14 protein-coding genes are annotated in these 13,182 nt (G+C 73.1%); 3 read left to right on the top strand and 11 right to left on the bottom strand.

All coding sequences use genetic code 11. The features are described from left to right. From TBIS_RS04955 to TBIS_RS19720, 3 genes are all read left to right on the top strand, one after another. On the top strand, window positions 1–1,557 hold the full coding sequence (locus tag TBIS_RS04955; protein WP_013131247.1) for a YifB family Mg chelatase-like AAA ATPase: 1,557 nt from the start codon (window positions 1–3) through the stop codon (window positions 1,555–1,557). Window positions 1,558–1,568: 11 nt separating this feature from the next. Then, on the top strand, window positions 1,569–2,996 hold the full coding sequence (gene dprA, locus TBIS_RS04950) for a DNA-processing protein DprA (RefSeq protein WP_013131246.1): 1,428 nt from the start codon (window positions 1,569–1,571) through the stop codon (window positions 2,994–2,996). A 601-nt stretch (window positions 2,997–3,597) separates the two neighbouring features. Further along, entirely contained in the window at window positions 3,598–4,476 is an 879-nt protein-coding gene (locus TBIS_RS19720; RefSeq protein WP_013131245.1) for a tyrosine recombinase XerC, read from the top strand. A gap of 413 nt (window positions 4,477–4,889) precedes the next feature. On the opposite strand, the gene TBIS_RS04935 is transcribed toward TBIS_RS19720, so the two are convergent. The 11 genes from TBIS_RS04935 to ffh form a co-directional block, all read right to left on the bottom strand. Further along, window positions 4,890–5,519, bottom strand: coding sequence for a murein hydrolase activator EnvC family protein (locus TBIS_RS04935; RefSeq protein WP_083785221.1), 630 nt, complete (start codon window positions 5,517–5,519; stop codon window positions 4,890–4,892). Between the two features lie 75 nt (window positions 5,520–5,594). Further along, window positions 5,595–5,918, bottom strand: coding sequence for a DUF2469 domain-containing protein (locus TBIS_RS04930; protein WP_013131243.1), 324 nt, complete (start codon window positions 5,916–5,918; stop codon window positions 5,595–5,597). 36 nt (window positions 5,919–5,954) lie between these two features. Next, window positions 5,955–6,680 carry a ribonuclease HII gene (locus TBIS_RS04925; RefSeq protein WP_013131242.1) on the bottom strand — a complete coding sequence of 242 codons (726 nt, stop codon included), beginning with the start codon at window positions 6,678–6,680 and terminating at the stop codon, window positions 5,955–5,957. 125 nt (window positions 6,681–6,805) lie between these two features. Beyond that, window positions 6,806–7,435, bottom strand: a complete 630-nt coding sequence (gene lepB / locus TBIS_RS04920; RefSeq protein WP_013131241.1) for a signal peptidase I — start codon at window positions 7,433–7,435, stop codon at window positions 6,806–6,808. A gap of 4 nt (window positions 7,436–7,439) precedes the next feature. Continuing rightward, window positions 7,440–8,315 (bottom strand): signal peptidase I, encoded by an 876-nt coding sequence (gene lepB / locus TBIS_RS04915; RefSeq protein ID WP_013131240.1) that lies wholly within the window; start codon window positions 8,313–8,315, stop codon window positions 7,440–7,442. Window positions 8,316–8,424: 109 nt separating this feature from the next. Beyond that, entirely contained in the window at window positions 8,425–8,787 is a 363-nt protein-coding gene (rplS, locus tag TBIS_RS04910; RefSeq protein ID WP_013131239.1) for a 50S ribosomal protein L19, read from the bottom strand. A 151-nt stretch (window positions 8,788–8,938) separates the two neighbouring features. Next, a complete protein-coding gene (trmD, locus tag TBIS_RS04905; protein WP_013131238.1) occupies window positions 8,939–9,757 on the bottom strand; it encodes a tRNA (guanosine(37)-N1)-methyltransferase TrmD in 819 nt (272 codons plus the stop codon). A gap of 8 nt (window positions 9,758–9,765) precedes the next feature. Further along, window positions 9,766–10,281, bottom strand: coding sequence for a ribosome maturation factor RimM (gene rimM / locus TBIS_RS04900; protein ID WP_013131237.1), 516 nt, complete (start codon window positions 10,279–10,281; stop codon window positions 9,766–9,768). A gap of 133 nt (window positions 10,282–10,414) precedes the next feature. Continuing rightward, the gene (locus tag TBIS_RS04895; RefSeq protein WP_013131236.1) at window positions 10,415–10,642 is read right to left on the bottom strand and encodes an RNA-binding protein; all 228 of its coding nucleotides are present in this window, start codon (window positions 10,640–10,642) and stop codon (window positions 10,415–10,417) included. A 1-nt stretch (window position 10,643) separates the two neighbouring features. Further along, a complete protein-coding gene (rpsP, locus tag TBIS_RS04890) occupies window positions 10,644–11,108 on the bottom strand; it encodes a 30S ribosomal protein S16 (protein ID WP_013131235.1) in 465 nt (154 codons plus the stop codon). A 458-nt stretch (window positions 11,109–11,566) separates the two neighbouring features. Further along, the gene (gene ffh, locus TBIS_RS04885) at window positions 11,567–13,093 is read right to left on the bottom strand and encodes a signal recognition particle protein (RefSeq protein ID WP_013131234.1); all 1,527 of its coding nucleotides are present in this window, start codon (window positions 13,091–13,093) and stop codon (window positions 11,567–11,569) included. Window positions 13,094–13,182 lie beyond the last annotated feature (89 nt).

The following is a 13,182-nucleotide window of genomic DNA, read 5'->3' as shown; positions in this document are numbered from 1 at the left end:
ATGGCGGTGGCGCGGACGCGATGCGTGGCGCTGGTCGGCGTCACCGGCCACATGGTGGAGGTCGAGGCCGACGTCGGCCCGGGGATCGCCGGCACGCACCTGATCGGCCTGCTCGACACCGCGATCAGCGAGGCGCGGGACCGGGTCCGCTCGGCGCTGATCAACAGCCGGCTGGCCTGGCCGGACGCCCGGGTGACGGTCAGCCTCTTCCCGGCGAGCCTGCCGAAGCGGGGGTCGATCTTCGATCTCGCCATCGCGATGTCCGTGCTCGGCGCGGCCGGCGCCGTGCCGGCGCACCGGATCGCCGGCCCCGTGTTCCTGGGTGAGCTCGGCCTCGACGGCAGGGTGCGCCCGGTGCGGGGCGTGCTGCCGGCCGCCCTCGCCGCCGCCGAGGCGGGGGCCGGCACGGTCGTGGTGCCCGCGCCGAACGCCGCGGAGGCCGCCTTGGTCCCGGGGTTGACGGTGGTGCCGGCCACGAGCCTCGGTGAGCTCGTCGCCTGGCTCCACTCCGGCGCCCCGCACCCGCCACCGGCCCCGGTGGACGTCCCCGGATCCGCCCCGGCCGCGGCCGATCCGCGGGCGATGCCCGGCGGGCACGAGCCGGACCTGCGCGATGTGATCGGCCAGCCCGTGGCCCGGAAGGCGCTGGAGGTGTGCGCGGCCGGCGGGCACAACCTGTGGCTGCTCGGGCCGCCGGGCACCGGGAAGACCATGCTCGCCGAGCGCCTCCCCACCCTGCTCCCGCCGCTCGACCCCGATCAGGCGCTGGAGGTCTCCGCGATCCACTCGGTGGCCGGGACGTTGCCGCCCGGGCGCCCGCTGCTGACCCGGCCGCCGTTCATGGCTCCCCACCACAGCGCGACCGTCGCCGCGGTGGTGGGCGGTGGCAGCGGCGGGGCGGTCCGGCCCGGGGCGGTCTCCCTGGCGCACCGGGGCGTGCTCTTCCTCGACGAGGCGCCTGAGTTCTCCGCCACCGTGCTCGACTCGCTGCGCCAGCCGCTCGAGTCCGGCACGGTCACCATCGCGCGCGCCACCGGGACGGTTACGTTCCCCGCCCGGTTCACGCTCGTCCTCGCCGCCAACCCGTGCCCGTGCGGGCAGGCGGGCGCTCAGGGGGCCGCGTGCCGGTGCACGCCGGTCGCTCGCCGCCGGTACCTCGCCCGGCTCTCCGGCCCGCTGCTCGACCGGGTCGACGTGAAGGTCGTGATCAACCGGGCCACCCGGGCGGAGCTGCTGGCCGACCGGCACCGCGCCGAACCGAGCGCGGTCGTGGCCGAGCGGGTCCTGGCCGCCCGGGAGCGGGCGGCGAGACGGCTCGCCGGCACCCCGTGGCGGTGCAACGCCGAGGTCTCCTCCGCCGCGCTCCACCGGGAGTTCCGCCTGCCGGAGGACGCGCTCGCCCCGATCCGCCGCGGGCTGGAGCTCGGCACCCTCAGCCCGCGCGGCGTCGACCGGATCCTCCGGGTGGCGTGGACGCTCGCGGACCTCGCGGGAAAGGACCGCCCGGGCGAGCCGGAGACGTCGGCGGCGCTGGCCATGTGGCTGGGGGCGGAGTGAAGGGGGCGCCGATGGGCTCTGCCGAGCGGCCGCGCTCCCCCGCCGACCCCGGTCCGCGGTGCCGCCCTGCCGGTCGGCTGGACGGCCCCGATGCCCCGCCGGACGCCACCGATGCCCGGCCCGACGGCCCAGACGCCCGTCCGGACGGCCCCGCCGGTCCGCCGGGCGGCCCGGCCGATCGTCCGGACGGCACGGTGCCCGAGGAGGACCGCCTGGCGCGGGTGGCGCTGATGCGGCTCGCCGACGCCGGCGACCCGGTCATGGGGCGGCTGATCGCCCACAGCGGCCCGCGGGGCGCGCTCGAGCAGGCCAGCCGCGGCCGGCTCGACGGGGACTTCGTGCGGCGGGAGCGGGAGGTGGCCGCTCCCGGGCGCCCGGCCGACCTCGACCGGCTCGCCGCCGCGTGGGCGGCCCGGTACGCCGCGCTGAAGCCGGATCCCGCTGCCGACCTCGCCCGGGCGGCGGAGCGGGGCACGCGGCTGGTCATCCCGGGCGACCCGGAGTGGCCGACACAGCTCGACGATCTCGGGGACTCCCGCCCGCTCGGGCTCTGGGTGGAGGGGACGGCCGACCTGCGCCTGACCTGCCTGCGCTCGGTGTCGATCGTGGGCGCCCGGGCCGCCACGCCGTACGGCACGCAGACCGCGGCGGAGCTCGCCGCCGACCTGGGGAGCCTGGGCTGGTCGGTGGTGAGCGGCGGCGCCTACGGGATCGACGGGGCCGCCCACCGCGGTGCGCTCGCCGCGGGAGCGCCCACCGTGGTCGTCCTCGCCTGCGGCACGGACGTGTGCTACCCGAGCGCGCACGAGGATCTGTTCCGCGCGGTGCGCTCTCAGGGCGTCGTGGTGAGCGAGTGGCCGCCCGGGGCCCACCCCACCAGGCTCCGGTTCCTGGTGCGCAACCGGGTGATCGCCGCGCTGTCGCGCGGCACGGTGGTCGTGCAGGCGGCGGCGCGGAGCGGGGCGCTCAACACCGCCGGGCACGCGCTCGAGCTCAACCGGCACCTCATGGCCGTCCCCGGGCCCATCACCAGTGAGGTGTCCATGGGCTGTCACCTGCTCATCCGGCAGGGGAAGGCCGTCTGCGTCACCTCGGCGCGCGAGATCGTCGAGCTGGTCGGCTCGATCGGCGCCGACCTCGCGCCCGAGCCGCGCGGGCCGGTGCTGCCGCGCGACCTGCTGGACGACGAGACGCGGCGGGTGCTCGAGGCGGTCCCGGCCCGGGGCGGCATGGGACCGGCCGCCATCGCGGTCGCCGCGGGCGTTGACCTCCCCACCGCCCTCGCCGCCCTGGGCCGGCTCGCGGTCGCCGGATTCATCGAACGGTGCGCGAAGGGATGGCGCCTGCGGCGGGATGGCGAGCGGTCGCCCGGCCATGGAGACGGCCCGGCCGCCGGAGACCGACCACCGGGCCGCGATGCCCCTCGGTCACCTGGGTGATGAGGGCCGGTCAGCGGGGCCCGGTGACGGAGGAGTCACCGGGGCGCGGTGACGGCATGCCGGAATGCGCCGGGGCCGGGGCAGGGCGACGGCTAGCATGCCCAGCATGGACGGCAACGTCCCCGCGGCCGATGCCCGGGCGGGCTCCCGGAACGCCGGCCGGGCGCACTCCCAGGATGCCGCCCGGGCGCGCTCCCAGGATGCCGCTCGGGCAGGGTCCCCGGACACCGCCGGAACCGGCTCCCAGGACGCCGCCCGAGCGGAGTCACGGCATGCAGCACGATCAGGAGCACGGGCTGCCGCCCCGGCGGGGTCATCGGACGCCACCCGAACAGGGGATGCCGCCCCAGCGCGGTCACCGGACGCCGCACGACCGGACTCGCGGCTCACCACACGATCGGGGTCATCGGATGCCGCACGAGCGGAGTCACGGCATGCCACCCCAGCGAGGGAAGCCGCCCGGGCGGGATCACGGGGTGCCGCCCACGATCCGAGCGGCGGTGCGGGCCACGGTCCCGCGGCCGGATCGGATCCTCCGCCGCCGGGACGTGACGCGCCGGGTGCGCACCCGCCCGATCTCGGCGCGCCCGATCTCGACGCGGTGCTGGCCGCATTCGAGCGGTACCTGCGCCTGGAGCGCGACCTGTCGCCCCACACCGTCCGGGCCTACCTCGGGGACGTCGCGTCGCTGTTCGCCCATCTGCGGGCCACCGGGCGTGAGCGCATCGCGGAGCTCGACATCACGGACCTCCGCGCCTGGCTCGGTGAGCAGCACCGCGCCGGGCTGTCCCGCACGACCTTGGCGCGGCGCATCGCGTGCGCCCGGACCTTCACCGCCTTCTGCCACCGGCGCGGCTGGCTGGCCCATGACCCGGGGCCGCTGCTCGGCACGACCAAAGCGGAGCGCCGCCTCCCGGCCGTGCTCACCCAGGAGCAGGCACAGGCCGCGCTGAGCCCGCCGGTCTCCGGTGACCCGAAGGAGCTCCGCGATCACGCGATCATGGAGCTGCTCTACGCCACGGGCATCCGGGTCAGCGAGCTGTGCGCCCTGGACCTCGGCGACGTCGACCGGGAGCGGAACACCATCCGGGTGATGGGCAAGGGCCGGAAAGAGCGCACCGTGCCGTTCGGGCAGCCCGCGGCCCGCGCGCTCGACGCCTGGTGCGTGCGCGGCAGGCCGCAGTGGGTCAGGGACGGGACACCGCCCGCGCTCTTCCTCGGCGTCCGGGGCGGCCGCATCGACCCCGGGACGGTGCGGCGCGTGGTCCACGCCCGGCTGGCCGGCGTGCCGGGAGCACCCGGCATGGGGCCGCACGGCATCCGGCACACGATGGCGACCCACCTGCTCGAAGGCGGCGCCGACCTGCGGAGCGTCCAGGAGATCCTCGGCCACGCCTCCCTGGCGACCACGCAGCTCTACACGCACGTGTCCATCGAGCGGCTGCGCGCCGCCTACCGCCAAGCCCACCCGCGGGCGTGAACCGGAGCCCACATCACACTCCTCTGGCTCTGCTCGGATCTGGCTCTGCTCGGACCGAACCCTGGGCAGAGAGCCCAGATCATTTCCGCAGCTCGAGTCATCCCCGCACAGCCCGAGGCCCCCGAGCGTTCCGTCCGCCGGCCGCAGAGGCCGGCTGTCGCATCAGCCGGCACCGCGTGCATACCGCTCCCCGGCCCACCTGTCCCCTGCCCACCTGGCCGCAGGCGTCAGCTCCCCGTCCCCCGTGTCAGCCGGTCCGGCAGAACCGGCACCGCGTGCCTACCACTCCCCTGCCGACCCGGCCACAGGCGTCAGCTCCCCGGCTCCCGGGGTCGGCCAGCCCGGCGGCAAAGCCGGCACCGCACATATCGCTATCGCTCCCTTATCGCTGCCCTACTGACCTGGCCCAGACGTCAGTGCCCCGGTCCCCGGGTCGGCCGGTTCGGCAGCAGGCGGACCTGCCCCATCCCCAGCAGGAGGAGCGGGTCGAGGTACCGGTCCCGGTGAATGAGCCCCCAATGCAGGCAGACCTCCGGACAATGCCCGGCCCAGCCACCGGCTGCCTCGATCACCCCGATCACCTGGCCGGCCGCGACGCGCTGGCCCTGCCGTACCAACGGCCGGACCGGCAGATAGGTGGTGCGCAGCCCGTCACGGTGCCGGATCGAGACCACGCCCCGGTCGACCACCCGGTCCGCGATCAGCACCAGGCCCGCCCCTGCGGCGCGGACCTCCTGCCCCGCCCGCGCGGCGAGGTCGACGCCGCGGTGCCCGCTGAGCCAGGGCCGTGCCGGTGGGTCGAATCGCCTGATCACGTTCGGGTGGCCGGCCAGCGGCCACCGCCAGTCCGGGGCGGGCGCCGTGCCCCGCACCGCGTCCGCGCCCGGACCGGGATCGGCCGCGGGCGAGCCCGGGCCCCACGGGGACGCACCGGACACCGGCGACCGCGGCTCAGGAGCAGTGGGATGGCCGGCGGCCGGAACCGCTCCAGCCGCGGCCGGGCACACCAGCGCGAGGGCGAGCGTGAGGGCTGCGGAGCGCATGCGCGGAATCGTGCCCGAGGCCGCCAGCGCGGAGGCGGCCGAGCACCGTTCTGTGCATGACCGGATCCGGCGAGCTCAGCCGGAGAAGCCCTCCTTCGGCATCTCGAGCTCGGGCTTGGCGAGTTCCTCGATGTTGACGTCCTTGAAGGTGACCACCCGGACGGTCTTGACGAACCTGGCGGGGCGGTACATGTCCCAGACCCAGGCGTCCTGCATCCGCACGTCGAAGTAGACGTCGCCGTTCTCGGCCGTGCGGACGTCGAGCTCGACGGAGTTGGTCAGATAGAACCGCCGCTCGGTCTCGACGACGTAGGTGAACAGGCCGACTACGTCGCGGTACTCCCGGTAGAGCTGCAGCTCCATCTCGGTTTCGTATTTTTCGAGATCTTCCGCGCTCATCCCGGTCCTCCTCTTCCGCTCCCCGTCGAGATCGCTCTAGACGGCACCGGCCCCGACCTCATTCTCGTGCATGTCCTCATCCTGCCCGGTCCACGGACACGGACCCTGATTCCGTGCCCCATGAGTGACCCTCGCCACCGTCACGAACGAGAACCGATGCTCCGGGCACGGTCCATAACGGGCCAAGGCACGGCGATGCGCAGCCGTGACATAGCCCTTGTTCGTGTCGAATCCGTACTCGGGATAGCGCTCGTGCAGCCGGCGCATGAGCCGATCCCGGGTGACCTTCGCCACGATCGATGCCGCGGCCACGCAGGCCGCGACCCGGTCGCCCTTCCACATGGCGAGGGACGGCGCCGGAAGGCCCGGCACGGGGAAGCCGTCGACGAGGATGTAGCCGGGTTCGAGGCCGAGCCCGGCCACCGCGCGGCGCACCCCGGCGACGTTGCACTTGTGGAGCCCGTGCTCGTCGATCTCGCCGGGTGGGATCACCACCACACTGACCGCCTGCGCCGCGGCGACCACCCGGTCGTGGAGGCGCTCGCGTACGGGCTCGCCGAGCAGCTTGGAGTCGGCCAGCCCGGCGATCCTCCGGCCCAGGATCACCGAGGCCACGACCAGGGGACCGGCGCACGCGCCCCGCCCGGCCTCGTCCACCCCGGCCACCGGGGCGAACCCCTTCCGGGCCAGCGCCCGCTCGTAGCCGTAGAGGCCGGCGTCCCGCCGCAGCACGCCGGGCCGCGGGCGAAAGGCAGTTCTCATGACAGAACGCAGACTACGCCCCCTCACCACCGGTCGGGGACGGGCCCGCCCACACCCGGCGGGCTCGCCCATGCCCGGCTGAGGCCGCTCGGGCCCGGCGGGGCCGCCCACCGCCGGCGGCCGGCTCAGCGGATGGCCGAGAACGCGTCAGGCCGCGACAGCAGGGACACCCGGGAGGGCGGCCAGTAGCGGACGAACGCCCGGCCGATGACGTCCTCCTCGGAGACCGTGCCCAGGTACCGATCGTCCCGCTCCATGTGCGACCGGGAGTCGAGCGAGTTGCTCCGGTGGTCCCCCATCAGCCAGAGGCGGCCCGCCGGCACCTTCACGTCGAACCGCCGCTGGGACGGGTCGTCCCCCGGGTACAGGTACTCGGTCTCGTCGAGCGGCTCGCCGTTGATCGTGATCCGGCCCTTGGCGTCGCAGCACTTGACCCGGTCGCCGCCGACGGCGATCACGCGTTTGATCGTGTCCTCGCCGTCCCAGCCCTTGAAGACCACGATGTCGCCGCGCTGCACCGGGCCGAACCGGTAGGCGAGCTTGTTCACGATCACCCGGTCGTTCACCTGCAGCGTGTTCTGCATCGACTCCGACGGGATGTAGAACGACTGCAGGACGAACGTGTGGATGAGGATGGCGATCACGAGCCCGATGCCCGCGAACAGCACGGTGTCGCGGAACCCCGAGCCCTTCTTGGGCCCCGCCGCCTCGCCCCGCTTGTCGAGCTTCTTGTTCTTCTTCTCCGTGTTCGCCATTGGCCTACCGCCTCGTCATCCGGCGGCGCAGTACGGCGAGCGGGACGGCGGCGGCGACACCGAGCAGCATCGGTGCGGCCCCGGCCGCCGCCTGGAGCGCCGGCCGCGTGAAGGTCTCCGGGATCGGCAGGACCCGCACCCGGTCCAGCGGCCAGATGATGACGAACGCCCGGCCGATCACCTTGTCGATCGGAATCGTTCCCCCGCCCGGGTCGCCCTGGTGGAGCCGGGAGTCCATGGAGACCGACCGGTGGTCGCCCATCACCCACAGCCGGCCAGGCGGCACCGTGATCTCGAACTCCTGCTTCGACGGCTCATCGCCCGGGTAGAGGTACTCCTCCTCGTCGAGCGGCACGCCGTTCACCGTGATCCGGCCCTTGGCGTCGCAGCACTTGACCCGGTCACCGGGGATGCCGATGACGCGCTTGATGTAGTCCTTCTCCCCGGGGATCAGGCCGAACGTGATCCCGATCCAGCGGATGGCCCGCGCGACCGGGTTCGCCGGCTCGTCGACCTCGACCTCGGGGTCCCACGAGTCGACCCCGGAGAAGACCACGATGTCGCCGCGCTCGATGTCGCGCACATGGTAAACGAGCTTGTTCACGAGGACGCGATCGTTCGTGAGCAGGGTGTTCTCCATCGACTCGGATGGGATGTAGAACGCCTGCACCACGAAGGTCTTGATCAGCAGGGCGAGCGCGAGAGCGATCACGATGAGGATGGGCAGCTCACGCCAGAAGGAGGGTTCCTTCTTCCGCTTCTTCCGCCCCTGCTCCTGCTGCTCCTCGCGCGCCGCCTGCTCCTGGACGCCTTCCCCGATCACGTCCACCCCGTCGTCGCCGGGGCGGCGGCCGCCGGCCCCCTGCCCATTGCTAGTCATCGGTGCTGAGCCTAAATGATGTCCCTGATCGTGCGGGGCTCGGACGCGGGCATCCCCGGCAAAAGAAACGTGGCCCGCGTCTTACGACGCAGGCCACGAACGTAAAGCCTCACTGGGCGGCGACAGCCTCGCGCTTCTCGCGGATGCGGGCCGCCTTGCCCCGAAGCTCGCGCATGTAGTACAGCTTCGCCCTGCGGACGTCACCGCGGGTGACGACGTTGATCTTCTCGATCACGGGGCTGTGGACCGGGAAGGTGCGCTCGACGCCGACGCCGTAGCTGATCTTGCGCACGGTGAACGTCTCCCGCAGGCCCCCGCCCTGGCGGCGCAGCACGAAGCCCTTGAAGACCTGGATACGGGACCGGTTGCCCTCGACGACGCGTACGTGGACCTCCACCGTGTCACCCGGGCGGAAGTCCGGGATGTCCTTGCGGAGGTACGCCTTCTCAACCTCGTGGATCAGCCTGTGCATGGCAACGGTTCCTCAATCGACACGGGCGCGCGGAGGTCCGCCCGGCCAAGGCCCGGCTCGGCGACGCAGAGGACACGCGCGCGGCTTGGTACGTCTGACGCTTCATCCGGGCCGGGCTCCGCCCGGCCGGGCCGAAAACGGCAGCAGCAGTTCAGTTTGCCATACTCTGCGGGCCGGCGCGAAACGCCGCGGCCTCGTGCCGCTCCCGGCACTCCGCCAGGACCTCCCGGTCGCGCTCGTCGAGGCTCTCCGGGTCGAGCCGCGCGATCAGGTCCGGCCGCATCTCGAAGGTACGGCGGAGCGCCTGGTCGCGCCGCCAGCGCGCGATCCTGGCGTGGTGCCCGGAGAGCAGGATCTCCGGGACCGGGTGGCCGCGCCACACCGGCGGCTTGGTGTACACCGGGCCCTCGAGCAGGTTCTCCATCGGGCCGGGGGCGAAGGAGTCGTCGGCGACCGACTGCGCGTTGCCGATCACGCCCGGGAGCAGCCGGGCCACGGTCTCCACGATGACGAGGACGGCCGCCTCTCCCCCGGCGAGCACGTAGTCGCCGATGCTCACCTCGTCGACGCGGAGCCGCGACCGGTACTCGTCCACCACGCGCGCGTCGATGCCCTCGTACCGGGCCGGGGTGAACAGCAGCCACGGCTCCCGGGCGTACTCGAGCGCCACCCGCTGCGTGAACGGCCGGCCGCTCGGGGTGGGCACGATCATACGCGGGAGCCCGGCCCCCTCGGGCCCGCCCTGGGCGATCACCGCGTCGATCGCCTCACCCCAGACCTCGGGCTTCATCACCATGCCCGGCCCGCCGCCGTACGGGGTGTCGTCGACGGTCTTGTGCACGTCGTGCGTCCAGTCCCGGAGCTGGTGGAGGCGGATGTCGAGGATGCCCCGCTCCCTGGCCTTGCCGACAAGCGACACCTCCAGCGGGGTGAAGTACTCCGGGAATATCGAGATGATGTCGATCCGCATCCGGCCCCTCACCCGGCGTTCAGCTCGAGCAGACCCGGCGGCGGATCGATGACGAGCCGGCCCGCGCCCGGGTCGACCTCCGGGACGATGGCCTTCACGAACGGCACGTAGACCTCCTCCCCGGACGGCCGCCGCACCACGAGCAGGTCCTGGCCGTGGTGGAGGACGTCGGCCACCTCGCCGACCCGCTGCCCGTCGGTGGTGACCACGGCGAGGCCGAGGAGCTCGTGGTCGTGGAACTCGTCGGGGTCGCCGGAGGGCGGGATGTCGGCCGAGTCGATGACGAGCAGGGTCCCGCGCAGCCGCTCGGCGGCGTTCCGGTCCGGCACGCCGGCGAAGGCGACCAGGAGGATGCCCCGGTGCCAGCGGGCCCGCTCCACGGTGAGCGGGCCGGCGTCGGCCGGATCGGTGGCGAGAACCGAGCCTGGGGCGAAGCGCGCCTCGGGCTCGTCGGTGCGCACCTCCACGGTGACCTCGCCCCGCACGCCGTGCGGACGGCCGATCCTCCCCACGACCAGCTGCACGTGACGCCTTCCTCTTCTCCCTGCGGGCGCGGCGCCGGGGTGTTCCCGGCCGCGCGCCCGGTCCGCCGTAAACCGAGCCGGGGGACCCGAATGGGGTCCCCCGGCCATGAGATGCTCGTCAGCTGATCTCGTCTCAGTCGACCAAGTCGATCCGCACGGGTCTCCCGTTCGACAGCGCGTTGATCACCGTGCGCAACGCCTTGGCCGTACGGCCCCCGCGGCCGATGACCTTGCCGAGGTCGTCGGGGTGCACCCGGACCTCGAGGACACGCCCGAACCTGGCACGCCGCGACCGGACGCGGACGTCGCCGGGATGCTCGACGATGCCCTTGACCAGGTGCTCGAGGGCCTCCTCGAGCACCTCAGGCCTCGCCTTCCTGCTTCTTCTCCTCCGCCTTCTCCTCGGCGGCGGCCGCGGCGGGCTCCTCGGTCTTCGCTGACTTCTTGCTCTTCTTCGGCGTGGTCGCCTCGGTACCCGGGTCCCCGGTCAGCGCCTCCCTCGCCGCCGCCTCGTACAGGGCGTGGCGGTCGGGCTTCGGCTCGGCGACCTTCAGCGGCGGGGGAGCCGGCTCACCCTTGAACTTCTGCCAGTCGCCGGTCAGCTTGAGGATCTTGAGCACCGGCTCGGTCGGCTGGGCGCCGACGCTGAGCCAGTACTGCACCCGCTCGGAGTTCACCTCGATGCGCGAGGGGTTCTCCTTGGGGTGGTACAGCCCGATCTCCTCGATCGCCCGGCCGTCACGCTTGGTCCGGGCGTCGGCGACGACGATTCGGTACTGCGGGTTGCGGATCATCCCGAGCCGCTTGAGCTTGATCTTGACTGCCACGGGTGTGGTCTCTCCTGCGTCAGAGCGTGGGATAGGGGCGGCTGTCTCATCGAGTGGGGCGCGATGGAAGCTCGCCCGAGGGACAGGCGCGACCGGCGGGGAAGAGGGCACCCGCGTAGTCACGATGTTCCAAGGTGACATTCTGCCAGATGATTGCCTGTGCTCGGCCAAGCCCATACCGGGAACCGGCGAAGTTCCGGCATATTCCCGCCGAACGCCGCCGTCTCGGCCAGGCCCATCGTGGGAGGCCCAGGGGCCGGCACGGCCGATGGCGACGGCGTGCACCCCACAATGGCCTCCACTGTAGCGCCCTTGCCCGCCCCATGCCCGCCTGCCGCCGGCCTCGGCGATCACGGGCCGCCGCGGTGCTCCGGCGCCCGCCGCTCGAGCGCCCGGCCGCGCGGAACCGGGCCGGGACCGGGTACGGCGGACGCCGCCGGCGCGCGCGAGACCGGGGCTCAGTTCTGCCCGGGCAGCTTCAGCTTGGACGGGTCGAAACCGGGCGGGAGGTCCAGGCCGGAGGGAAGCTGGCCGAGGACGCCGAGGTTGCCGAGCGCGCCCTGCCGCTTCGGCGGGGCGGCCTTGCCGAGCGCGGCCTTGCGGGGGTCGCCGCTGACCCGGCGCCCCTTCTTCGCCTTCTGTTTCTGGCTCTTGCGGCCGCCCGGCATCCCGGGGAAGCCCATCCCCTGGGTCATCCGCTTCATCATCTTCTGCCACTCCAGGAAGCGGACGACCAGGTTGTTGACCGCGGAGACGCTCACCCCGGAACCGCGGGCGATCCGGGCCCGCCGCGAGCCGTTGATGATCCGCGGATCCCGGCGCTCCTCCGGGGTCATCGAACGGATGATCGCGGCGATCCGGTCGAGGTCCCGGTCGTCGATCTGGTTGAGCTGGTCCCGGAACTGCCCGATGCCGGGCATCATGGCGAGCAGGTTCTTGATCGGCCCCAGCCGGCGGACCATCATCATCTGCTCGAGGAAGTCGTCGAGCGTGAAGCTCTCGCCGGAGGCGAGCTTGTCCGCCATCTTGGCGGCCTCGCGCTCGTCGAACGTCCGCTGAGCCTGCTCGATCAGGGTGAGGATGTCACCCATGTCGAGGATCCGGCTCGCCATCCGGTCCGGATGGAAGACGTCGAAGTCCTCGAGCTTCTCACCGGTCGACGCGAACATGATCGGCCGGCCGGTGATCTGCCGGACCGACAGGGCGGCGCCGCCCCGCGCGTCACCGTCGAGCTTGGTCAGCACGACGCCGTCGAAGCCGACCCCCTCCATGAAGGCCCGGGCCGTGTTCACGGCGTCCTGGCCGATCATCGCGTCGAGGACGAACAGCACCTCGTCCGGGTTGATCGCGTCGCGGATGTCCGCCGCCTGCCGCATCATCTCCTCGTCGATGCCGAGGCGGCCGGCGGTGTCGACGATGACCACGTCGTACTGCTTGCGCTTGGCGTGGTCGATCGACTGACGGGCCACCGCGACCGGGTCGCCGACGCCGTTGCCCGGTTCGGGGGCGAAGATCGCCACCCCGGCGCGTTCGGCGAGCACGGTGAGCTGCTGGACCGCGTTCGGACGCTGCAGGTCGCAGGCGACGAGGAGCGGGGCGTGCCCTTGGTCGCGCAGCCACTTGGCCAGCTTGCCGGCGAGCGTGGTCTTACCGGCCCCCTGGAGGCCGGCGAGCATGATCACGGTCGGTGGCGTCTTCGCGAAGCGGATCCTCCGCGTCTCCCCGCCCAGGACCTCGATGAGCTCATCGTGGACGATCTTGACGACCTGCTGGGCGGGATTGAGCGCCTGGGAGACCTCGGCCCCGCGCGCCCGCTCCTTGACCCGGGCGATGAAGGCCTTCACCACCGGCAGCGCGACGTCCGCCTCGAGCAGCGCGATGCGGATCTCGCGGCAGGTCGCGTCGATGTCGGCTTCGGAAAGCCTGCCCCTGGACCTGAGAGAGGAGAAGACCGAAGTCAGCCGGTCGGAAAGCGTCTCGAACACGGTTCCAAGCCTACCGGTCGCGGATGGCGGCGCGCCGGGGTCGAGGTGATCGGGGCGGTCACGGCCCGGCGGGGCGGGTCCGCGCCGCT

It is taken from the genome of Thermobispora bispora DSM 43833 (assembly GCF_000092645.1).
In the GTDB taxonomy this organism is placed as follows: Bacteria; Actinomycetota; Actinomycetes; order Streptosporangiales; family Streptosporangiaceae; genus Thermobispora; species Thermobispora bispora.
The sequence above is the reverse complement of the archived record's forward strand: the minus strand, read 5'-3'. Positions and strand labels throughout refer to the sequence as shown.